A 22,622-nucleotide genomic window follows, 5' to 3' on the forward strand; every position below is an offset into this window, starting at 1 on the left:
ATGAAAAACCTCCACGATATTCTTAAAAAAGAAAAGTACAAAAAAGTAAAATTTAAGATTACCAAAACACAGCATTTATTAATAAAAGCAAAGATTAACGGCGTACTTGGCAACTTTATTCTTGACACAGGAGCTTCAAATAGTTGTGTAGGATTTGAGAGTATTGATTTGTTTTCATTGGAAGCCAAAAAATCTAAAACCAAAGCTTCGGGAGCTGGCGCAACCGGAATGCATACACAAATTGCCACAACTAACATTCTTCAACTGGGCAACTGGAAAGATGTAGCGTTTGATCTCATAATTTTCGATTTATCCCATGTGAATGAAGCTCTCATGCAACACAAATCAAAACCCGTACATGGAATCATAGGTGCCGATGTTTTAATGAAAGGAAAAGCGATCGTGGACTATTTTAATTATTGTTTATATTTACAATAGTAACCGTCATTTAAACCTCAAAGAAACATGAAAAATATTTTCAAAAAACTATTGATATTTATGGCACTACTTTTATTTTCTTGTTCTCCCGATAACTTAACAAACGAAAATGAAACAATAACCAATTCAGATTCCAACAATTCCAGTATTTTGAAAACCAGCGCTTCAAAAATTTGGAACTTCGATAATTTAACGGAATGGGAAGATGCTACTCAAGTTGGCAATCCAAATTATTGGATTGAAAATGGGAGTTTGCGCATTTTTACCAATCCAAATACTTGGGAAAGATCAAAAGTAAAAACGATTTCAAGTTTTGCCGCAGGAACATACCGTTGGACTGTTTTTGTGCCTGAAATGGGCGTTGGCGACATGGCAAGTATTGGAGCTTTTTTATACAATAATGACACACACGAACTTGATTTTGAGATTGGTTACGGAAAGCAAGCTATCCGAGATCAATTAGCGGCAGAACCAGACGATCTTATCGTATATATGACCTCACAGGGCTATCCATTCCAATCTGTTCAAAAGAAGATCAAAAGAGGACAATGGTATAATCTTACGTTACAATTAACACTAACCTCAAACGGGCGTTATACCGTAAGTTGGAAAATCAATGATGCAATTATGGCAACTGTTCAACTTAGTTATGGAAAAACCACCAAATTTAAGATCTATTGCAGTGTCGAGAACTTACAATTTATAGGCGAACACATTCCGCAAAGTCAAAATTATACTCTTTTTGATGTGGTGGAGTTTAAAGGAATTTAAAAAAAATTATAAAAAAATCCCGTTTAGTTTTACTAAACGGGATAGAGATTCTTCTTGTCAGAATGACAAAATAGGTATTACAATTCTAATGCTTTTTTAGGATTGTTATCCAACAATAATTCTAATGGATTTTCTAAAGCTTCTTTTACTGCTACCAAGAACCCAACAGACTCACGTCCATCAATAATTCTGTGGTCATACGATAAAGCTACGTACATCATTGGGTGAATTTCCACTTTCCCATTTACTGCAATAGGACGCTCGATAATGTTGTGCATTCCAAGGATTCCTGATTGTGGAGGATTAATAATTGGCGTACTTAACATACTTCCAAAAACACCACCATTAGTAATGGTGAACGTTCCGCCAGTCATATCGTCAACTGTGATTTGACCGTCACGAGCTTTTAATGCTAATCTTTTAATGTCCGCTTCAACTCCACGGAAAGTCAAGTTTTCAGCATTACGAACTACAGGAACCATTAATCCTTTTGGTCCTGAAACCGCAATTGAAATGTCGCAAAAATCGAAAGCAATCTTATGATCACCATCCATCATTGAATTTACATCTGGGAATAATTTTAATGCTCTGGTTACTGCTTTTGTAAAGAAAGACATATATCCTAAACCAATTCCACCATGTTTTGCTTTGAACGCATCTTTATACTCATTACGAATCAAGTTGATAGGCGTCATGTTTACCTCGTTGAAAGTAGTCAACATCGCTGTTTCATTTTTAGCGGCAACTAATCTTTCAGCTACTTTTCTACGCAACATAGATAATTTAGTACGCTCTGTTCCACGAGATCCACCTGTAGGTGTTCCCATAGATGGAACTGCATTTACTGCATCATCTTTAGTTATTCTTCCGTCTTTTCCAGTTCCTGTTACTGAAGCTGGTGCTATATTTTTTTCGTCTAATATTTTTCTTGCTGCCGGAGATGGAGTTCCTGAAGCATAAGTTGCTGCTGGAGCTGCCGCTACCGGAGCCGCTTTTGGCGCTTCTGCTTTAACTTCAGCTTTTGGTGCTTCAACTGCTTTTGCAACTTCTGCCGCTGGTGCAGCACCAGATGGTTTTGCAGCACTAGTGTCGATTAAACAAACTACTGCTCCTACTGCTACAGCATCGCCTTCTTCTGCTTTTAATGTAATGATTCCGCTTGCTTCTGCAGGCAATTCTAATGTTGCTTTATCAGAATCAACCTCAGCAATTGCTTGGTCTTTCTCTACATAGTCTCCGTCTTTTACCAACCAAGTTGCAATTTCAACTTCTTTTATAGATTCCCCTGGTGATGGGACTTTCATTTCTAAAATCATGTTCTATTATTTTAAATTATGAATTTTAATTTTTACAACAATTACTTTATTACTAACAAAATAATTGGATTATTTTTTTGTTTATGGTGTCGAAATATAACTATTATTAACTGGCAATATAGTATAAACTTCTCCATCTGCTTTTCGCTTGGTATATTTTTCCATCGAACGTTTCATTAAATCCTCTTGATCTTTTTTGGCTTCATCCAAATCATCATCACTAATACTGTATTCTTTTGCACCTGAAATAGCTTCTAAAATATTTGCTTTTTTCCTTTCGTACTTTTTAATATTTTTATAATTATTCTGATTATTATCAAAAGGAACTAATTTCACTCCAGCCTTAAAAGCACCCATTTGAGGCTCTGAATCAATTATATAGACTTTCCCTGCTTCTAATTCAGCTTCCAGATAATCTATATTTTCAGATTTAGACCAAAACAAATGTTTTCCTGGTTCACATTCGTAAGCTAAAAACTTTCCATGATTAAACTTTCCTAAATATTTATCTCCATCAAAATATTTAAAATTAATTAAAAATCCTGTTGATGATATTCTGGTGAAATAAACTATTGACTTTCCTTCACTTGGTTTTCTTAATTCTTGAGAATATGAAAAAGCAAAAATCAGATTAAAAAATAATAATACTATAATTTTTTTCATAATTAAACTATCTAAATAAGTTTTTATCGAATACCATTCGTATTGCATCGGCCTGACGGCGTTTCGCTCTTGTATAACTTCCTGCTGCCGGTGCTGCATATGCTTTTAGCGAAGCCAATCTCCATTTTACTAAATCGAAATTCATCAACATATAACTGTAAGCTCCCATGTTTTTAGGCTCTTCTTGTGCCCAAACATAATCATCGGCGTTTGGATATTTAGCGATAATGGCTTTTAATTGTTCTACCGGTAATGGGAATAATTGTTCGATTCTAACCACTGCAACATCGTTACGACCGTTATTTTCTCTTTCGGCAGTAATGTCATAATAGAATTTACCCGTACAGAAAACTAATGTTTTCACCTCCGCTTTATTTACTGTTACATCATCAAATGTTTCTTGAAAACTACCATTTGCAAAGTCTTCAACAGAAGAAACTACTCTTGGATCACGCAATAAACTTTTTGGTGTAAACACAATAAGTGGTTTACGGAAAGTGGTTTTCATTTGTCTTCTCAACAAGTGGAAGAAGTTGGCTGGCGTTGTACAATCAGCAACATACATGTTTTGTCTGGCGCAAAGTTGTAAATAACGTTCCATTCTAGCTGAGGAATGTTCTGCTCCCTGTCCTTCATATCCGTGAGGCAATAATAAAACAATACCGTTTTGATTGTTCCATTTATCTTCCCCACAAGAAATGTATTGGTCAATCATAATTTGAGCTCCATTACTGAAATCTCCAAACTGTGCTTCCCATATTGTAAGTGTATTTGGGTTTGCTAGAGCGTAGCCATAATCAAAACCTAAAACACCATATTCAGATAAAAGAGAATTAAAAATATTGAATTTCCCTTTTTTATTTTCGATAGCATTCAATAAGATTACTTCTTCCTCAGAATCTTCTACTTTAACCACAGCGTGGCGGTGAGAGAATGTACCACGCTCCACGTCTTGACCTGAAATACGAATATCAAAACCTTCTGTCAAAAGCGAACCATAAGCTAATGCCTCTGCAGTTCCCCAATCTATAGTGTTATTGTCGTAACCCGTTTTTCTATCAGTAACAATTTTACTTATTTTATTGATGAACTTCTTATCTGACGGTAAGCTTGAGATTGTTTTTATGATAGAATCTAATTCGTCTTTAGAATAAGAAGTATCTACGTTTTCAAGCATTTGAGTATCTGTCACTTGTTCAAATCCTTTCCATTCATTTTTCATAAATGGAGTAATAATTGTCAAGTCTTTTTTACGGGATGCCTCAAGATTTACTTCTAGATTAGATTTGTATTCTTTTTCTAATCCATTTACATAAGTAGCATCAATAACTCCTTCGGACAGTAACTTTTCAGCATAAATGTCTCTAGGATTTTGGTGTTTTGCAATAATTTTATACAAAACTGGCTGCGTGAAACGAGGTTCGTCACCTTCATTGTGTCCGTATTTTCTATATCCTAATAAATCGATGAATACATCACGACCAAATTCCATTCTGAAATCCAAAGCAAAAGACATCGCATGTACTACCGCTTCTGCATCATCTGCATTTACGTGCAATACTGGCGAAAGGGTTACTTTGGCAACATCTGTGCAATAGGTTGAGGAACGGGCATCCAGATAATTAGTTGTAAAACCTACCTGATTGTTGATTACAATGTGAATGGTACCTCCCGTTTTATATCCGTCCAATTGTGCCATTTGCACTATTTCATAAAGAATTCCCTGACCAGCAATTGCGGCATCCCCGTGAACGGCTATTGGCAATACTTTAGAGAAATCATTAGGGAAATATTTATCTTGTTTTGCTCTTGTAATTCCTTCAATTACTGCACCCACTGTTTCAAGGTGAGAAGGATTTGGAGCTAAATTAATATTTATCTTTTTTCCTGTACGGGTAACTTTATCAGCTGTAAGACCTAAATGGTATTTTACGTCCCCATCAAAATATTCCTGATCGTAATCCTTTCCGTCAAATTCTCCAAAAATGTCTTGGGTAGATTTACCAAAAATATTTGCCAAAACATTCAAACGACCTCTATGAGCCATTCCCATTACAAATTGTTCCACTCCTTTTTCGGCTGCTTTTTCAATCAAAGCATCCAAAGCTGGAATTACAGATTCTCCTCCTTCAAGTGAAAATCGTTTTTGACCGACATATTTTGTATGTAGAAAATTCTCGAAAGAAACTGCTTCATTTAATTTATCAAGAATGGATTTCTTCTCCTCAGCAGAAAAATTAGGCTGATTATCATTTATCCCCAATTTATTCTGAATCCAGTCCACCACTTCCGGTTTACGAATATACATATACTCGACCCCAATGTGCTGACAATAGATTGCCTCAAGGTGCATTATAATTTCCTGAAGTGTACAAGGCTGAATACCGATAACCTTTGCCGCATCAAAAACAGTATTTAAATCTGCTGCCGAAAGCGAAAAATTCACGATGTCCAGTGTAGGCAAAGTAGCTCTTCTTTCTCTTACGGGATTTGTTTTTGTAAACAAATGTCCACGAGAACGGTACCCGTCAATCAATTTTAGTACGTTAAATTCTTTTTGAAGTTTTTCCGATACATTCGTACTCTCCATGTTCCCAGCAGCTACATTTGCGATGTAGGTTATGGGATTCTCCTCATTATAAGTAGTCATTCCAAAGTCGAAACCTTGAAAAAAACTTCTCCAACTTGGCTCTACGCTATCTGGATTTACTAAATATTGATCGTATAATTGTGCGAAAAATTCGGTGTGTGCTGCGTTTAAAAATGAAAACCTATCCATAATGCTAGTGAATATACTTTTTGTTAAATAGTTTGACAAAAGTACGATAATCAATTCTATCTAAATCGATTTTTTACGTACTTTTACGTAAAAATTTGTTAAAAAAACCCTTAAAACATGAAAAAAACTCATCAATTAGCCATTTTAAGAACTTTTTTGATTTCGATAACCTTATTCTCTTCCGGTTTTTTATTAGCACAACAACAAACGATTGATCCCCAATCGCAAAGTAATTTTTGGAAAAAAGTTCAATTTGGAGGCGGAATCGGATTAAGTTTTGGCTCTGGCTATACGGATATTTCCATAGCCCCAAGTGCTATTTATAATTTCAATCAATATGTAGCTTTGGGTCTTGGAGCACAATACAAGTATGTAAAACAAAGGAATTATTATGCCTCCCATTTATATGGCGGCAGTATTATAGGACTCTTTAATCCCATTAACGAAATTCAACTTTCGGCTGAGTTAGAGGAATTAAGAGTCAATGTAGATTTAGATGGTTCCAATAGCAATTCCCAAGATTACTGGAACACCGGTTTGTTTCTTGGTGCCGGTTATAGAACTGGGAATGTAACTATTGGTGCTCGTTACAATGTATTAAATGACAATAACAATGTTTATGGCAGCGCCTTTATGCCTTTTGTAAGGGTTTATTTTTAATTTAACATCATGAAAAAGACACTACAATTATTCTGCATTCTATTTATAAATACTTGTTTTGCGCAAAATAATATTTTACAATCTGGCCCTATGGTAGGTTATTGTGAAATGAAAGAAGCCGTTATTTGGTTACAAACCAATAAAGACGCTACAGTCAAAGTTGCCTATTTCTCAACTGATAATCCGTCCAAAATATTTTACTCTGATAATTACACTTCTTCAAAAGATGTCGGGTATACCTATCATATTATTTTAGACCAGTTACAACCTGGCAAAAAATACAATTACAACATTTTTATAAACAATAAAAAAATTGAATTGCCTTATGAAACTTCGTTTTCGTCAAAAAAATTATGGCAATGGCGAGAAGATGCACCTGATTTCACAGTAGCATTTGGCAGCTGCATGTATATCAATGAAACTGAATTTGACAGACCCGGAAAACCGTATGGAAGCGGATATTCTATTTTTGAAAGTATTGCTAAAAAAAATCCAGACATTATGATTTGGGGCGGAGACAACTCCTATCTTAGAGAAGCTGATTGGGATAGCAAAACAGGAATTTACCATAGAAACACACATTCGAGATCTATCAAGGAGATTCAGCCCTTGTTGGCAAAAACTCAAAATTTTGCAATTTGGGATGATCATGATTTTGGTCCGGATGACAGCGACCGTAGTTTTTATAACAAACACATCACTCAAAAAGCATTTAAAGATTTCTGGGGTAATAAAAGTTATGGAATAAGTCCGAATCAAAATGAAGGTATTTTTTCTACTTTTAATTGGGGTGATGCGCAGTTTTTTCTAATTGACGACCGCTTTTTCAGATCTCCGGACAATAGAATTACTGGCGATAAAACTATGATAGGAACTACACAATTCGAATGGCTTATTGATGCTTTAAGTTCATCAGATGCCAGTTTTAAAATAATAGTAATTGGCGGTCAGGTAATTAACACTGTTCCAGACACCGAGAATTATGACCGCTTTCCTGAAGAAAAAGAAAAACTACTGAAGGAGATTATAGACAATAAAATAAAAGGAGTCTTTTTTCTAACTGGCGACAGGCATTTTGCCGAAATGTCAATGCTTCCTCGTGAAAACACTTATCCCATTTATGACTGGACCGTTTCGCCATTGACAGCTGGAATTGTCTCTAAAAAAGTGTTAGATGAAAACAATAAATATAAAGTTATTGGGAGCGCATTTGTACAGAATAATTTTGGGACAATCTCGTTTTTAGGTTCGAAAGAAAACCGACAAATGAAACTTACTTTATTTGATGTAAATGGAAATGAATTATGGAATAAAATAATCTTAAAAAAAGAATTACAGTAACTAATACTTATTCCTAAACCATACTTTTTGCCATTCTCTTTTTAGAATTAGAAAAGCTACTTGTTCGGAAAGAATTACTAAATCTGAACCGTCCAGCTTTTTTATTTGTTCTTCAGAAACATCAATTATGTAAAGTAGATTAAGATACTCGGCAAATTTATATTGAATTAGTCTGTAGATTTTTTCATGTAATTGTATCTTTAATTCATCGGGAGAAATACTTAACGGAAAATCAATTCCTTCGTTCGCAAGATTGAAATCCTTATTCATCTGTTCAATTAATTTCAAATATAAATTTTCTCCTTCCGCTTCGGTAAGTAGTAAATCAGTATTTTTTGGAGCTATAAACATTTGATTTCAGATTGTTGATTAACGAATTTAGATTTTTGATTTTAAGAAACTGCTCTAAATGTTTGATTTTTTTGAATTATACTGATTTTTGAAATAAACCATTATTTATCCGAAGTAAAACTTCTGCAATCAAAAATCTAAACTTTTCTTCCCATTAAATTTTCACCAAAAGCTCTTAACATTGCTTTTTTATCAACACTGATATTCATTTTATCTAATGTTTGGAAAGCTTTAAATGTAAAATCCTGAATGGCATCTTGTGTTGCTTTTGAAGCTCCTGAAGTATTAAAAATCTCTTTCACCGCCTTGATTTTATCTGAATTATCTTCTGGTTGAACAGAAAACAAATCCATCAATTGTTGTTGCTGCTCTTTTTCTGAAAAGGCAACAGCTTTTAGATATAAATACGTTTTTTTGTTTTCAATAATATCACCGCCAACTTGTTTTCCAAAAGTTTCCGGATCACCGAAAGCATCCAGATAATCATCCTGCAATTGAAAAGCCAATCCTAAATTTAGTCCGAAATCATAAATTAGATTTGCATTTTCCTTTGAGGCTTTAGCAATAATAGCACCCATTTTCATTGCTGCAGCAACTAAAACGGCTGTTTTATATTCGATCATTTTAAGGTATTCCGGAATGGTAACATCATCTCTAACTTCAAAATCCACATCCCATTGTTGTCCTTCGCAAACTTCAAGAGCAGTTTTACTGAACAATTTAGCCAGTTTACGAAATATTTTAGGTTGGTATTTCTCAAAATATTGATATGCCAAAATCAACATCGCATCACCAGATAAAATTCCGGTATTTATATTCCATTTCTCATGTACCGTTTGCTTCCCCCTTCGCAAAGGAGCATCGTCCATAATATCATCATGAACCAACGAAAAATTATGAAAAACCTCAACAGCCAAAGCAGCTGGCAACGCTTTTTTATAATCTGCATCAAAAACTTCAGCGCTCATAAGTGTAAGTACCGGACGCATTCTTTTCCCTCCAAGATCTAAAATATAATGTATGGGTTCATACAAATTTTTGGGCTCTTTGGCTTCATATTGCGATTGCAAATATTCCGAAATAAACTCCTGATACTGATAAATGGTATGCATAAATTAATTTTTGGCTAATTTACAGTATTCACTCTTAATTCCAAATTACGTTTCTTAATGAAATGTTAAATAATTAAAAATACATTGGAAACTATTTTGGTATTCAAAGTTTCCTATTTACATTTGCATCCAAATTTAACATTTCAATTAAAATCATTTCAAACCATTCTGAAACCTAAATAAAACCTAAAATATTATGACAACAACATGGACAATTGATTCCACACAATCTGATGTTCTGATTAAAATAAGACACTCCATAATTGCCTACTTAGCAGGAACAATCAACAAATTCAAAGGTCACATAGACATTCAGGACGATGAAATTGAAGATGCTTCAATCGAATTTTATTTAAACGTAAACAACACCGATACAAAACTGGAGCAAATTGATTCTCATCTAAAACTGAATGATTTTTTTGATGTAAATGAGTATCCAATAATAAGTTTCAAGTCTACCTCTTTTCAAAAAGTCAACAAGAATATTAATTTTTTGAAAGGAAATTTAACCATTAAAAACGTCACAAAAGTTGTTGAACTTGATGCAGAGTTCATTGGAATCAACTCTTATAATGGCGATCAAAAAGCAGCTTTTGAAATAACAGGAGCAATCAACCGTAAAGATTTTGGATTAACTTTCAATTCCTTTAACCAAACGGGAGGTTTAGCTATAGGACAAGACATTAAGCTTATTGCAAATTTAGAATTCACTGTTTAAACAAATGTTAAATAATCATAAAATTTAAGGAAACTATTTCAGTGTTAAACGTTTCCGAGTTATATTTGCATCGAAATTAAACACTTTAAATAAAAGAACCCAAATACTGAAACGATTTTAGCATACGAAAATGAAAGAGAAAATTATATCAAAAGCAAGCGACATGTTTCTAAAACTAGGTTTTAAAAGCATTACTATGGATGATATTGCTGGGGAAATGTGCATTTCTAAAAAAACAATCTATAAATATTTTTGCAATAAAGAAATACTTATTGAGGAAAGCACTGCGTCAATACATAAAGAAGTACACCAAATTATTGATAACATCATAACCAAAAATCACAACGCAATTGAGGAAAATTTCGAGATACGAAAAATGTTCAAAGAAATGTTTAAATCATCTGATAACTCTCCCATATATCAATTGAAAAAACATTATCCGGAAATATATGAAAAGGTAATGTCGCGAGAAATAAACGAATGCAATGCGGCTTTCGAACAAAATATAAGAAAAGGAATCCAACAAGGTTTGTATCGAGAAAACATCAACATTGAAAATTATATCCAATTTTATTACCTCTTGGTATTCAACATTAAAGCCAACACAAGTTCTGAAAAAGAAGCTCAAAAAATAGAACTTGAAATTTTGGAATACCATACCAGAGCCATGGCGACACCAAAAGGAATACTTGAACTTGAAAAACATTTACTAAACCATACTATATAATGAAGAATATAATTTTACTCACATTCTTGGTTTTTGCTGTGACCGCAAAATCACAAGAAACCAAATCGTTAACGCTAAAAGATGCGATTACATATGCTCTGGAAAATAAAGCAGATGCAAAAAAAGCAAAACTAAAAGTAGAAAATAGCGAATATCAAATTGAAGAAGTTCGTTCCAAAGCGCTACCGCAAATTTCTGCAAATGGAGGATTGACATACAACCCAATTTTGCAAACTACTTTCCTTGACGCAGGTTCTTTTGGCGGGGAACAAGGGACAACCATTCAAGCTAATTTTGGCCAGAAATGGAATTCAACAGCTGGTGTTTCTTTGACACAAACTCTTTTTGACCAATCTGTCTTTACAGGTTTAAAAGCCGCTAGATCAACTAGAGAATTCTATCAGATAAACGATCAATTGACCGAAGAGCAAGTAATTGAAAGAGTGGCAAATAATTATTACCAAGTATATGTTCAACGTCAACGATTAAATGTACTGGACAGCAATTATGTTAACACCAATAAAGTAAAAACTATAATAAAAGGGCAATTTGATAATGGTCTGGCCAAAAAAATTGACTTGGATAGAATTTTAGTAAAAATTTCAAACATTAATACCCAACGCCAACAAGTTTTAAATGCGGTTCAATTGCAGGAAAACGCTTTAAAATTTTACATCGGGATGCCAATTGAAACTAAAATCAGTATTCCTCAAACAGAATTTCAAGTTACACCTCAAGCATTATCTGAAGCGCCAAATACGGCAAACAGAACGGAATATTTGCTTTTGAAAAAACAAGAACAATTATTAATGTTTCAAAAGAAAGCGGACGAAGCCGCCTATTACCCAACGCTATCCCTTTCAGCAGGTTACAATTATATTGGTCAAGGTCCAAAAATGCCTTGGGGAGCAAAACCGGCTGACGGCGTTTATTGGTCTGATTTCTCTTCGATTGGTTTGAATTTAAAAGTGCCCATTTTTACAGGATTTTCAACTCGAGCAAAAGTGAGACAAGCAGATGTCAATTTAAGATCCTTGAAAGAAGACATAAATGACACCAAATTAAGTCTTGATTTGGCGTATGAAAATGCAAACATTCAAATTAATAACAGCGTCATTACCATCAATAACCAAAAGATAAATGCGCAATTAGCACAAGACGTTTTAAGCAACACCAGAAATAATTACGTACAAGGATTAGCTTCTCTAACCGATTTATTGGATGCGGAAAATTCATTAACAGAAGCACAAAACAATTATACTTCTGCAATATTAGATTACAAACTGGCAGAAATTCAATTAATCAAATCAAAAGGAGAATTAAAAACATTACTAAACAACTAAGAACATGAAAAAAAATATAATAACCGGAATAATCATTTTAAGCGCAATAGCAATCATAGCAGTAGTTTTAACTAATAACAAAAAAGAAAACGAAGCAAAAACAGCTCTTGTAGCTGAAAAAAACGCAAGTGTTTCCGTTAAAGTTGGAACGGTAAAAACGGAAGAAGTTTCACTTGATTTTTCGGCAAATGGAAATTTTGAGCCACTGCAAGAATTGAGTTTTTCGGCAGAAAAACCAGGAAGAGTGGTACGTGTTTTAGTAGACGAAGGATCAACAGTACATATAGGTCAAACCCTGGCAATTGTAAGAAGCGAACAAATTTCTTCGGACTTAGAAACAGCTCAAGCTTCCTATCAAAATGCATTAAGTGATTACAATCGCTTTGAAAACGCATTCAAAACAGGAGGAGTTACCAAACAACAATTAGATCAGGCAAAATTAGGGTTAGTAACTGCAAAATCAAGATTACAGCAAGCTAAAGTTAATATTGGCGATACTAATATCAAATCTACCATTAACGGTATTGTAAATAAAAAATATATTGAGCCAGGATCCGTTCTTGGTGCTGCAACGCAAATGTTTGACATTGTAAATGTTACCCGGTTAAAATTAAAAGTTACGGTTAATGAAAATCAAGTAGCCGGTTTAAAATTAGGAAACATTGTGAATGTTAAAGCAAGTGTTTATCCTGATGCTACTTTTTCAGGTAAGATTACTTTTATCGCCCCAAAAGCGGATTCCCGTTTAAACTTTCCTATAGAAATAGAAATTGCTAATAATTCCTCTAATGATTTGAAAGCAGGGATGTATGGAACTGCTGAATTTGCTTCAAGCCAACAAAAACAATCGTTGATGATTGTTCCTAGAAATGCATTTGTAGGAAGTGTAAGCACCAACCAAGTATTTGTAGCAGAAAACGGAGTTGCTAAACTAAAAACGGTAACTGCCGGAAGAATTTTTGGCGACAAAGTAGAAATTTTAAACGGCCTTTCTGATGGTGAAACTGTAATTGTTACAGGTCAAATCAACCTTCAAGACGGGTATAAAGTGGATATTATTAAATAATTTGTTAATGGTAATGGCCAATTATAACTAATTGACCTTAAAAACTAGATGAACCATTAATAATCAACAATAAAAATATATGAAATTAGCAGAAATATCCATAAAGCGTCCCTCATTAGTAATTGTATTGTTTACAATTCTAATTCTAGGAGGATTATTCAGTTACACTCAATTGGGCTACGAATTAATTCCTAAATTCGAAACCAATGTAATTACCATTGCGACCGTATATCCTGGAGCTTCTCCAAGTGAAGTCGAAAATACAGTGACCAAAAAAATTGAAGATGCGGTTGCTTCTTTAGAAAATATCAAAAAATTAGACTCTAAATCATACGAAAGTTTATCAACAGTTTCTATCACTTTAACCTCTGATGCTGATGTTGATATTTCCATGAATGATGCGCAACGCAAAATAAATGCTATTATCAGTGATTTACCGGATGATGCGAAAACACCGTCTTTGAGTAAATTCTCCTTAAGTGATTTACCAATTATGACCATTGGTGCCAATGGAAAGATGGATGAAGCAGCTTTCTATGATTTAATTGATAAAAAAATAGCACCTGTTTTATCTCGTGTAGCCGGTGTCGCTCAAGTAAGTATTATCGGGGGACAAGAACGTGAAATTCAAGTCAATCTAGACGCCGTAAAAATGCAGGGATATGGACTTTCTGTTCCACAAGTGCAACAAAATATTTTGAGTTCTAATCTTGATTTCCCTACAGGAAATATTCAAACTCGTGAACAAAAAATCTTAATTCGTTTAGCCGGAAAATACAAAAACGTTGAGGAATTAAAAAACCTAATTGTTTCATCAAACAATGGAATTCAAGTTCGCTTGGGTGATATTGCCGATGTTCAAGACACACAAAAAATTGCCGAAAAAGTCGCTCGTATTGATCAAAAAAGCGCCATTATTTTACAAATCGTAAAACAATCTGACGCCAATGCAGTTGCAGTAAGTGAAGAATTATTAAAAACAGTTACTAAACTGGAAAGTGACTACAAAGTCAATCAACTGAAACTAGAAGTAGCAAAAGACAGTACCGTTTTCACATTAGAAGCAGCAGATTCTGTAGTACACGATTTATTGATTGCCGTATTTTTGGTAGCTTTCGTAATGTTGTTTTTCTTGCATAGTATTAGAAACTCCTTGATTGTAATGGTTTCTATACCTGCTTCATTGATTTCAACATTTATTGGAATTTACTTGCTAGGGTACACACTAAATTTAATGAGTTTATTAGGATTATCACTTGTTGTTGGTATTTTGGTGGATGATGCCATTGTGGTATTGGAGAATATTTACCGACACATGGAAATGGGTAAAAACCGAGTACGTGCCTCCTATGATGGAACTGCCGAAATTGGAGGAACCGTAACTTCAATTACCCTGGTAATTGTTGTCGTATTTTTACCAATTGCAATGAGTTCTGGTATGGTTTCAAACATTATTACACAATTTTGTGTCACTGTAATTATCTCAACCTTACTGTCACTTTTAGCTTCGTTTACCATTATCCCTTGGTTGTCTTCCCGTTATGGAAAATTAGAACACATAGAAGGTAAAAATCTTTTTGGAAGAATTATTCTTGGGTTCGAAAGCTACTTAACTCGTTTTATCAACTGGATTTCTGGCTTGTTAACGTGGTCTTTAGACCATTACAAGACTACTTTAGCGATTGTACTATTGTTATTTTTTAGTTCCATAGCACTTATTCCAGCAGGATTTATTGGTGGAGAGTTTTTTGCAGCATCAGATAGTGGGGAATTTTTAGTTCAAATAGAAATGCCAAAAGATGCGTCATTAGAACAAACTAACTTTATGACTCAAAAAGCAGAAGCCTTTTTGAAAACTCAAGAATATGTAAAAAGTCAAATCACAACCGTTGGGCAAACCAGTGAAGGTTTAGGAGCATCACAAGCCACCGCCTACAAATCAGAGATTGACGTGAAAATGGTTGATAAAAAAGACCGTTCTGATGAAGCCTCTGTATATTCTGCAAAAATAAAACGGAAGTTAGAAAAAGTATTGGTTGGAGCAAAAGTAAAAACTGCCCCTGTTGGTATTTTAGGAACTGCCGAAGATGCTACATTAGGATTAATCGTAACAGGTTCTTCACTAGAAAGCGCGATGGCTTTTGCAAAACAGGCTGAAGCTGAATTATATAAAATTCCAGGAGCAACAGAAATTAAATTATCTGTAGAAGATGGAAATCCAGAAATTAATGTCAAAGTAGATAGAGATAAAATGGCAGCACTTGGATTGAGTCTTCAAACTGTTGGTTTAACCATGCAAACGGCCTACAGCGGAAATACGGATGGGAAATTTAGAGCTGGAGAATATGAATATGACATCAATATCAAATACAATAGTTTTGACAGAAAAAGCATTAGTGATGTAAGCAACTTGATTTTTATAAATGATAGAGGCGAGCAAATCAAATTATCACAATTTGCGACTGTAAAAGAAGGTTCTGGGCCAAGTCAATTGGAACGTAGAGATAAAACAGCATCGGTTACTGTAAAAGGACAAAATATTGGTGTCCCAGCTGGAACTATTGTCAATCAATGGCAAGAAAAATTAGACAAACTGAAAAAGCCAACCGGTGTAAATTATATTTGGGGTGGAGATCAGGAAAATCAATCGGAAGGTTTTGGAACATTAGGAATTGCATTGCTAGCGGCTATTATATTAGTTTACCTTGTAATGGTTGGATTGTATGACAGTTTTGCGCATCCATTTGTAGTATTGTTTGCTATTCCGCTTTCGTTTATTGGAGCCTTATTAGCTTTGGCATTGACGAACAAAACATTGAATATATTTACCATTCTTGGTATGATTATGCTAATTGGTTTGGTTTGTAAAAATGCGATTATGCTAGTCGATTATACTAATCAAAGAAGGGCTGCGGGAGAATCGATAAGAAATGCATTAATTCAAGCGAATCATGCAAGACTTCGTCCAATTTTGATGACGACTATTGCAATGGTATTTGGTATGTTCCCAATTGCATTAGCATCTGGAGCTGGAGCCGAATGGAAAAATGGTTTGGCTTGGGTAATTATCGGAGGATTAATTTCCTCGTTATTCTTAACCTTGATTGTCGTTCCTGTGATTTATGAAATTATGGAAAAATTAATTTCTAAATTTAGTAAAGGAGAAAAAACAGATTATGAAGCTGAAATGGTTGCCGATTATGTCCATACTGAATTAAGTGAAGATGGTTTTAATCCAAAACACACCTTATAATACTAAATTAAAAATGTCCTCGCCCTAAAAAGCGATACCCATTTATCAGATAAAATTAATTAAACCGTTGCAGGAATGTTCTTGCGACGGTTTTTTGTTTCAATACCGTTTTGGAATTGTAAGAAGATTAAATGTTTTTTCATGTTTCGGATTGTCTCTGATTAAAGTCTTATTTTTGTACCAATTAATAGCGCTGTTTTTTATTTAACGGCACTCATTATTTCACAAAGTCAATAAATAAGAAAACCAATGAATGACGTTTTTTCCATAAAAGAAGCCATACATAAGATAGAACATTTTTGCGCCTATCAAGAACGTTGTCATGAAGAAGTGGTGCAAAAATTGAGAAGCATGAAGATGGATTCTGAAGAAATTGATACCATTATGGTTCATCTCATTAGTGATAATTTTCTCAATGAAGAACGTTTTGCCTGTAGTTTTGCAAGAGGAAAACACCGCATTAAACATTGGGGAAAAATTAGGATAGTAAACGAATTAAAGTCAAAAAAAATAACACAAACTCTTATTAATATTGCACTGAAGGAAATCTCTCCTGAAGAATATGCAGCAACTTTTCACACGTTAGCCGAAAGACATTGGGAATTCATACGAGAAACTAATTTGATGAAAAAACGTAAAAAATTCTGTGATTATATGTTACGCAGAGGATTTGAAAGTAATTTAGTCTTTGAAAAAGTCAAAGAGCTGGAGAATTCAAAAGAAGAATAAAAAACAGGTTTAATCCTAACTACAAACTCAAAAGTACGCTTACCGCATTTCCACCAAAACCTACAGCATTAATTAATACTTTTCTAATCGGTTTTGTCTGTAATTGTGCTTCCGCAAAAGGGACTCCAATGAACCTATTGTGTTGCATCATCATGATGGCCAATTCCATACTGAGTATTCCTGAGGCGCCAAAAGTGTGTCCAATTTTCCATTTATTGGTAGTCAATAAAGGAAGCTTTGCTCCAAAGACTTTCTCAATCGCTTTGTATTCTGTCAAATCGCCTTTTATCGTTCCTGGCGCATGCATGACAATCACATCAACTTCGGATAAATCCGTATTTTGTAAGGCCATTTTCATTGATTTCTGGAAACAAGTCGCTTCTGCCGAAATGGAAATATTATGTTCCAAAATTTCTGTTGCATAACCAATTCCTTCGATATAAGCCAGTGCCTTTTCTTTTTTACCAATTTCGAGACAACAGACACCCGCGCCTTCACCAAGAATCATGCTGCTTTGTTTTTTTTCTAAATCAAGAGCACGATTGGGATACGTCTCTTCACTATTCGAATAAATTTTAAGCGCCCGCATTTGCGCAATCGTAAAATCGGTTAAAGGTGCTTCGCTACCACCAACCAGAAATTTATCCGACATTCCAGACCGTAGCCAAGCGACACCATTTAATACTGCATGCAAAGCAGTAGAACACGTAATGGAGTGTGAAATTTCTGGACCTAAACTTTGCAAATCATGGCTTACCCACGACGAAATATTACCCAGAGTTGTTGTAGGTGAAGCAAGTGTATGCGCTTTTCCTGTTTCTAAATATTCTTGATAGTGTTTCTCGAATAAATCAGTTGCACCGCGAGAAGAACCAATGTTGATTCCGAAAATATCATTTTGAGTCCAACCTGCATTTAGCATCGCTTTTCTGGAAGCCGCCATAGCATACAAAACGGATTTATCTAACGATTTGTATTTATTGTCTGATTCTCGTAATTCAGCAATAACTTGTTCTGAATCATTGTCTAACGCTGCTATAAAAGTTTTTTTATTATCTAAAACATGTTCCGTAAAACAATGATTTTTATTAAGATAATTTTCCCAAATCCCTTCTGGTGTATTCCCTAAAGGTGAAATGGAAGCAATGGCAGTTATAGAGATTGTTTGAGACAAAATAGTGTTGTTATTTAAGTGCAAAGGTCGCAAAGTTTTTGCAAAGTTCACGAGGGTTTGAAAATTTATACATTCAAAATACCGCTTTATTGTTATAAATTTAAGCTATTTCTAAAGCCTTTTCAACCACTTGATATACTTTTTGCAATTGCTCATCGGTGATAATATAAGGAGGCAAAATATAAACTATGTTGCCAACTGGACGCAGAATTATTCCATTTTCAATAAAGAAATCATAGAGTTTGTTACGCAAGGTTCCATAATAACTGGCAGCACTTTCGGTTTTTATTTCTAAAGCAAAAATGACTCCGAGCACACGAGTTGTGGTTACTTTTGGATGGTTTTTTATATGTTCCTGAAAGTCTAAATGCCTTTTATTTACGCGAACAATATTAGCTTGCATTTCATTTGTTTGCAACAATTCAAAACTTGCCAAAGCCGCCGCACAACCTGTAGGATTTGCCGTAAAAGTATGTCCGTGAAACAATGCTTTATTAATATCCTCATCATAAAACGCTTCGAAAATGTCTTGGGTAAAAGTGGTAATTGCCATAGGAATAGTACCTCCGGTCAACGCTTTTGATAAACACATCATATCTGGTTTTTCAACCTGATAATCCGTGGCAAAAATTTTTCCTGTTTTTCCAAAACCCGTCATCACTTCATCAGCAATGGTGAGCACCTTATTTTCCTGACAAATCCGGATTAATTGATCTAATGCTTCCGGCTCATACATCACCATTCCTGCCGCTCCTTGAACCAATGGCTCGTAAATAAAACCCGCACAGTTATTGTTTTTTATAACTGATTCTAAAGCATCATAACTTTCCTTTTCTTTCCCTTTTACCGGAACTGGAATCCGAACCACATCAATGAACATACCTTGAAAGGCCTGCGTATAAAACGAAATTCCGCTTGCCGCCATTGCCGCAAAGGTGTCACCATGAAAAGCATTTTCAAAAGCTATTATTGTAGTTCTCTTTTCCCCTTTATTGAAAAAATATTGTAAAGCGACCTTAATCGCTACTTCAACCGACGTAGAACCATTATCCGAAAAGAATATTTTTTGTTGGTTTTTTGGTAAAATTTCTATCAACTTCTCGGCAACCAAAACTGCTGGCTCATGGGTAAATCCACCAAAGAGAACATGCTCTAATGTTGTGAGTTGTTTGTAAATCGCATCCGCAATGAATTTATTAGAATGGCCATAAGGATTTACCCACCAAGAAGCGATTGCATCAATATATTCTTTATCATTTTCGTCCCAAAGCAAAGCGCCTTCGCCTTTTTTAATGGCAATGGGCAACGCTGCGGTTTTGTGTTGTGTATAAGGATGCCAAAGATATTGGCGGTCTCTTTCGGTTAAATTCATTTGAATTTTTGATTTTTGATTAACGATTACTGATTTCAGATTTCAAAATTAGAAGTTACAACTCCAATAGTTTCTCTCGAAACAAATCAGCATATTCTTTTATTACATTTTGGTCGAAATACGGTTCCTGCTCAATTCTTCCAATGCATTTTATACCTGTTTTATTCAAAATTATTGTTTCTGTAGCTTTGTTTTCTTCGCCATTAAAAATGATTCCGACACTATTTATTTTTCGGTTTTGTAAGGCTTCAATAGTGAGTAAAGTATGATTGATGCTTCCCAAATAATGTCTGGAAACAACAATCACTTTATAATCGGGCTGAATCAAATCAATAACCAAATCATTCGCATTTAATGGTACAAAAACGCCTCCAGCCCCTTCAATTACTAAATCATTCGCTGTCTTAGGTTCGGTTATTTTCTTTAAATCAATAACAATTCCATCTAATTCTGCTGCGAGATGCGGACTTGCCGGCGTATTCAAAGCATAACTGTTAGGATGAATTACCGTCTTTTTATTAGACAAAAACGATTTAATTTTATGACTGTCCGAATTTTCTAAATCACCTGCTTGAATGGGTTTCCAATAATCGGCTTCCAGTGATTCCGTTATAATGGCTGATGCAATAGTCTTGCCGACATCGGTAGATATTCCTGTGATGAATAGTTTCATTTATTATAATTTTACCCTGTCAGGGTTTTGAACCATGACAGGGTGTTTTGAACTAAAAAACAAAAGTACTTAACAATCGCATTACTTTGGAGATTTCTTCTTTTGAATTAAAGCTATGCAAACAAAATCGCAGTCGTTCCTGCCCTTCGGGAACTGTTGGCGAAAGTATGGCTTTTACATCAAATCCTTTTTCTTGTAGTTTTTGGGCTATGGATTTAACATTTTCATTTCCCGGAATAATGGCGGATTGTATGGCCGATTTACTTCTAACAAACAATTGTTTTAATCCGACTAAGTTCTTTTCCTGATTGAAATGAATGATATTTTCTCGAAGCTGTTCTATATTTTTATTTTCTTTGTCTAAATAGTGGTACCCCATTAAAATCGTGGCAACGGAATGTGGCGAAAGTCCTGTGGTGTAAATAAAACTTCGTGAAAAATTCACTAAATAATCCCTCAATTCTGCAGAGCCTAAAATCGCGGCACCATGACATCCCAATCCTTTTCCGAAAGTCATAATTCGAGCAAAAACCTGATCTTGCAGATTTAAATCCTGAACCAATCCTTCCCCCTTCTCTCCAAAAACACCCAAAGCATGCGCTTCATCGACAACTAAATAACAATTGTGTTTTTCGGATACTTCTACTAATTCTTCAAGATTGGGCGTGTCTCCGTCCATTGAAAAAACAGATTCGGTAACAATATAAATTACCGTGTTTTGATTTCGAAGAATTAATCGTTCCAAATCCTCAAAATCATTGTGATTAAATTTATAGGCTTTGGCATTCGATAATTGAATTCCATCCCTAATGGAAGCGTGACACAATTCGTCGTATAAAATCAAGTCCCCTTTTTGCGGAAGCGAACTAAAAAATCCAACATTAGCATCATAACCCGAATTAAAAATTAACGCCGATTCTGATTTATGAAACTGCGCGATGAAGTTTTCGGTTTCCGGATATAGTTTATGGTTTCCAGATAATAATCTGGAACCCGTAGCTCCATTTTGAATCCCATTGTTTTTAATTAAATACTGATGTGTCTCGTGGAAAATAGTTTCTGATTTAGACAATCCAAGATAATCATTGGAAGCAAAATCAATCCCTTTGCTGGATAAAGGCAATTGTCGCAAAGCATTATTTTGCTTTCGGGCTTCAAGTTTAACAGATAGATTTTTTGGAAATTTTCTCATACGTCACAAAAATAAGCATCTTTTTCGGTTTATGTATTTTGTACCATTTTAGTTTAATGCCATTTTAAAATTAATGCGTTTATAAGGTATTAACTCCGCTTCCAAATCGGATTACATTATTCATAAAAATTAAATTCTTTAAAAATTAACAACTGAAAAATAATAGTCGGAATAAAATTGATAAAAATTTACGAAAACGGTTTCGATTCAACACATTGTTAAAATTATGTTAAAATTATCTTAAAATTAACTTCAAAGATATTTCATTATAAAATAGTTTTCTACTTTCGGCCATTATGAAACGAATTGCATCACTTTTCTTATTAGTAACATTGTTTTACAATGTTCTGGGATACTATCTGATGTTTGCCTATCAACAAGAGCAAGCATGGGTGACTAGTATGGAAAAAGCACCTAGTTCAGAGATGCACGTAATTAAATTGAATGCAACTTTATATTCTTTCATTGAAGACACTGATTTTGAATATGTAAATGAGGATGTTCTTATTAACAATAAAAGTTACCATATTTTCAAAAAAAGAATTCAAAATAATATCCTAAGCCTTTACTATCTTCATAATTCACATCAAGATGCAATAGGCAAAGACTTAAAAGACATTGTCGACAATCAATTATTCAATGAATCTTCTTCCAAAGATACTCCTGTAAAAAAACTGATGAAATCTTTTCTGCAAGATTATATCCCAAACAATACTGTCTCGGTTGATTTTTCTCCAAAAACAGCTATTGGCGCAATTAAACCTATTATTACGCCACAACAGGCATTAGATTCTGGATACATTTCCTTATCGTATTCCCCACCAGACATCGCATAATTCTTTCTACTATTTTAGTGAAATCACTCACTGTTATCCGGCATTTGTTAAGTCAAGATAATTCATGATTGTTTTAGCTAAGATGTACAATTATTACAATTTTATTGA

The 22,622-nt window shown here is 34.4% G+C and carries 20 protein-coding genes; 11 read left to right on the forward strand and 9 right to left on the reverse strand.

The window, feature by feature from the left end; all coding sequences use genetic code 11:
* The gene (locus ACM55M_RS01080) at window positions 1-438 is read left to right on the forward strand and encodes a retropepsin-like aspartic protease (protein ID WP_416855611.1); all 438 of its coding nucleotides are present in this window, start codon (window positions 1-3) and stop codon (window positions 436-438) included.
* 27 nt (window positions 439-465) lie between these two features.
* On the forward strand, window positions 466-1,209 hold the full coding sequence (locus ACM55M_RS01085) for a hypothetical protein (RefSeq protein WP_416855613.1): 744 nt from the start codon (window positions 466-468) through the stop codon (window positions 1,207-1,209).
* A 77-nt stretch (window positions 1,210-1,286) separates the two neighbouring features.
* On the opposite strand, the gene odhB is transcribed toward ACM55M_RS01085, so the two are convergent.
* From odhB to ACM55M_RS01100, 3 genes are all read right to left on the reverse strand, one after another.
* Window positions 1,287-2,525: a 2-oxoglutarate dehydrogenase complex dihydrolipoyllysine-residue succinyltransferase gene (gene odhB, locus ACM55M_RS01090; protein ID WP_416855614.1), complete on the reverse strand. Its 1,239-nt coding sequence runs from the start codon at window positions 2,523-2,525 to the stop codon at window positions 1,287-1,289.
* A gap of 81 nt (window positions 2,526-2,606) precedes the next feature.
* Entirely contained in the window at window positions 2,607-3,188 is a 582-nt protein-coding gene (locus tag ACM55M_RS01095) for a hypothetical protein (protein ID WP_416855615.1), read from the reverse strand.
* Window positions 3,189-3,195: 7 nt separating this feature from the next.
* Window positions 3,196-5,967, reverse strand: a complete 2,772-nt coding sequence (locus ACM55M_RS01100) for a 2-oxoglutarate dehydrogenase E1 component (RefSeq protein WP_416855616.1) — start codon at window positions 5,965-5,967, stop codon at window positions 3,196-3,198.
* A 117-nt stretch (window positions 5,968-6,084) separates the two neighbouring features.
* Between ACM55M_RS01100 and ACM55M_RS01105 the strand changes: the two genes are divergently transcribed.
* On the forward strand, window positions 6,085-6,627 hold the full coding sequence (locus ACM55M_RS01105; protein ID WP_416855617.1) for a hypothetical protein: 543 nt from the start codon (window positions 6,085-6,087) through the stop codon (window positions 6,625-6,627).
* Between the two features lie 9 nt (window positions 6,628-6,636).
* Window positions 6,637-7,968 (forward strand): alkaline phosphatase D family protein, encoded by a 1,332-nt coding sequence (locus tag ACM55M_RS01110; RefSeq protein WP_416855618.1) that lies wholly within the window; start codon window positions 6,637-6,639, stop codon window positions 7,966-7,968.
* Here ACM55M_RS01110 and ACM55M_RS01115 read toward each other — a convergent pair whose 3' ends face one another.
* Together ACM55M_RS01115 and ACM55M_RS01120 are read right to left on the reverse strand one after the other, a co-directional pair.
* Window positions 7,969-8,319 carry a hypothetical protein gene (locus ACM55M_RS01115; protein ID WP_416855619.1) on the reverse strand — a complete coding sequence of 117 codons (351 nt, stop codon included), beginning with the start codon at window positions 8,317-8,319 and terminating at the stop codon, window positions 7,969-7,971.
* 137 nt (window positions 8,320-8,456) lie between these two features.
* On the reverse strand, window positions 8,457-9,431 hold the full coding sequence (locus ACM55M_RS01120; protein ID WP_416855620.1) for a polyprenyl synthetase family protein: 975 nt from the start codon (window positions 9,429-9,431) through the stop codon (window positions 8,457-8,459).
* A 196-nt stretch (window positions 9,432-9,627) separates the two neighbouring features.
* Between ACM55M_RS01120 and ACM55M_RS01125 the strand changes: the two genes are divergently transcribed.
* The 6 genes from ACM55M_RS01125 to ACM55M_RS01150 all read left to right on the forward strand — a co-directional run bounded on the left by ACM55M_RS01125 (window position 9,628) and on the right by ACM55M_RS01150 (window position 17,267).
* Window positions 9,628-10,149 (forward strand): YceI family protein, encoded by a 522-nt coding sequence (locus ACM55M_RS01125; protein WP_416855621.1) that lies wholly within the window; start codon window positions 9,628-9,630, stop codon window positions 10,147-10,149.
* A gap of 130 nt (window positions 10,150-10,279) precedes the next feature.
* Window positions 10,280-10,876: a TetR/AcrR family transcriptional regulator gene (locus ACM55M_RS01130; RefSeq protein ID WP_416855623.1), complete on the forward strand. Its 597-nt coding sequence runs from the start codon at window positions 10,280-10,282 to the stop codon at window positions 10,874-10,876.
* Window positions 10,876-12,219: a TolC family protein gene (locus ACM55M_RS01135; protein ID WP_416855624.1), complete on the forward strand. Its 1,344-nt coding sequence runs from the start codon at window positions 10,876-10,878 to the stop codon at window positions 12,217-12,219. The genes ACM55M_RS01130 and ACM55M_RS01135 overlap by 1 nt, the downstream gene beginning before the upstream one ends.
* Before the next feature lie 4 nt (window positions 12,220-12,223).
* Entirely contained in the window at window positions 12,224-13,285 is a 1,062-nt protein-coding gene (locus ACM55M_RS01140; protein WP_416855625.1) for an efflux RND transporter periplasmic adaptor subunit, read from the forward strand.
* Between the two features lie 79 nt (window positions 13,286-13,364).
* Window positions 13,365-16,538 (forward strand): efflux RND transporter permease subunit, encoded by a 3,174-nt coding sequence (locus ACM55M_RS01145; RefSeq protein ID WP_416855626.1) that lies wholly within the window; start codon window positions 13,365-13,367, stop codon window positions 16,536-16,538.
* Window positions 16,539-16,787: 249 nt separating this feature from the next.
* Window positions 16,788-17,267, forward strand: a complete 480-nt coding sequence (locus ACM55M_RS01150; RefSeq protein WP_416855628.1) for a regulatory protein RecX — start codon at window positions 16,788-16,790, stop codon at window positions 17,265-17,267.
* Window positions 17,268-17,286: 19 nt separating this feature from the next.
* Here ACM55M_RS01150 and ACM55M_RS01155 read toward each other — a convergent pair whose 3' ends face one another.
* From ACM55M_RS01155 to ACM55M_RS01170, 4 genes are all read right to left on the reverse strand, one after another.
* A complete protein-coding gene (locus tag ACM55M_RS01155) occupies window positions 17,287-18,441 on the reverse strand; it encodes a beta-ketoacyl synthase N-terminal-like domain-containing protein (protein WP_416856270.1) in 1,155 nt (384 codons plus the stop codon).
* A gap of 100 nt (window positions 18,442-18,541) precedes the next feature.
* Window positions 18,542-19,813 carry an adenosylmethionine--8-amino-7-oxononanoate transaminase gene (bioA, locus tag ACM55M_RS01160; protein WP_416855629.1) on the reverse strand — a complete coding sequence of 424 codons (1,272 nt, stop codon included), beginning with the start codon at window positions 19,811-19,813 and terminating at the stop codon, window positions 18,542-18,544.
* A gap of 55 nt (window positions 19,814-19,868) precedes the next feature.
* Complete coding sequence (bioD, locus tag ACM55M_RS01165; protein WP_416855630.1) at window positions 19,869-20,486, reverse strand: dethiobiotin synthase; 618 nt, start codon at window positions 20,484-20,486, stop codon at window positions 19,869-19,871.
* 52 nt (window positions 20,487-20,538) lie between these two features.
* Complete coding sequence (locus tag ACM55M_RS01170; protein WP_416855631.1) at window positions 20,539-21,678, reverse strand: aminotransferase class I/II-fold pyridoxal phosphate-dependent enzyme; 1,140 nt, start codon at window positions 21,676-21,678, stop codon at window positions 20,539-20,541.
* Window positions 21,679-21,974: 296 nt separating this feature from the next.
* Here ACM55M_RS01170 and ACM55M_RS01175 point away from each other — a divergent pair, with 296 nt between their 5' ends.
* Window positions 21,975-22,514: a hypothetical protein gene (locus ACM55M_RS01175; protein WP_416855632.1), complete on the forward strand. Its 540-nt coding sequence runs from the start codon at window positions 21,975-21,977 to the stop codon at window positions 22,512-22,514.
* Window positions 22,515-22,622: the final 108 nt, after the last annotated feature.

The sequence above is a fragment of the Flavobacterium galactosi genome (assembly GCF_048158585.1).
In the GTDB taxonomy this organism is placed as follows: Bacteria; Bacteroidota; Bacteroidia; order Flavobacteriales; family Flavobacteriaceae; genus Flavobacterium; species Flavobacterium galactosi.

Coding starts and splice junctions, on each gene's coding strand:
- ACM55M_RS01080 (WP_416855611.1), top strand. CDS start 1: ATGAAAAACCTCCACGATATTCTTAAAAAAGAAAAGTACAAAAAAGTA.
- ACM55M_RS01085 (WP_416855613.1), top strand. CDS start 466: ATGAAAAATATTTTCAAAAAACTATTGATATTTATGGCACTACTTTTA.
- odhB (WP_416855614.1), bottom strand. CDS start 2,525: ATGATTTTAGAAATGAAAGTCCCATCACCAGGGGAATCTATAAAAGAA.
- ACM55M_RS01095 (WP_416855615.1), bottom strand. CDS start 3,188: ATGAAAAAAATTATAGTATTATTATTTTTTAATCTGATTTTTGCTTTT.
- ACM55M_RS01100 (WP_416855616.1), bottom strand. CDS start 5,967: ATGGATAGGTTTTCATTTTTAAACGCAGCACACACCGAATTTTTCGCA.
- ACM55M_RS01105 (WP_416855617.1), top strand. CDS start 6,085: ATGAAAAAAACTCATCAATTAGCCATTTTAAGAACTTTTTTGATTTCG.
- ACM55M_RS01110 (WP_416855618.1), top strand. CDS start 6,637: ATGAAAAAGACACTACAATTATTCTGCATTCTATTTATAAATACTTGT.
- ACM55M_RS01115 (WP_416855619.1), bottom strand. CDS start 8,319: ATGTTTATAGCTCCAAAAAATACTGATTTACTACTTACCGAAGCGGAA.
- ACM55M_RS01120 (WP_416855620.1), bottom strand. CDS start 9,431: ATGCATACCATTTATCAGTATCAGGAGTTTATTTCGGAATATTTGCAA.
- ACM55M_RS01125 (WP_416855621.1), top strand. CDS start 9,628: ATGACAACAACATGGACAATTGATTCCACACAATCTGATGTTCTGATT.
- ACM55M_RS01130 (WP_416855623.1), top strand. CDS start 10,280: ATGAAAGAGAAAATTATATCAAAAGCAAGCGACATGTTTCTAAAACTA.
- ACM55M_RS01135 (WP_416855624.1), top strand. CDS start 10,876: ATGAAGAATATAATTTTACTCACATTCTTGGTTTTTGCTGTGACCGCA.
- ACM55M_RS01140 (WP_416855625.1), top strand. CDS start 12,224: ATGAAAAAAAATATAATAACCGGAATAATCATTTTAAGCGCAATAGCA.
- ACM55M_RS01145 (WP_416855626.1), top strand. CDS start 13,365: ATGAAATTAGCAGAAATATCCATAAAGCGTCCCTCATTAGTAATTGTA.
- ACM55M_RS01150 (WP_416855628.1), top strand. CDS start 16,788: ATGAATGACGTTTTTTCCATAAAAGAAGCCATACATAAGATAGAACAT.
- bioA (WP_416855629.1), bottom strand. CDS start 19,813: ATGAATTTAACCGAAAGAGACCGCCAATATCTTTGGCATCCTTATACA.
- bioD (WP_416855630.1), bottom strand. CDS start 20,486: ATGAAACTATTCATCACAGGAATATCTACCGATGTCGGCAAGACTATT.
- ACM55M_RS01170 (WP_416855631.1), bottom strand. CDS start 21,678: ATGAGAAAATTTCCAAAAAATCTATCTGTTAAACTTGAAGCCCGAAAG.
- ACM55M_RS01175 (WP_416855632.1), top strand. CDS start 21,975: ATGAAACGAATTGCATCACTTTTCTTATTAGTAACATTGTTTTACAAT.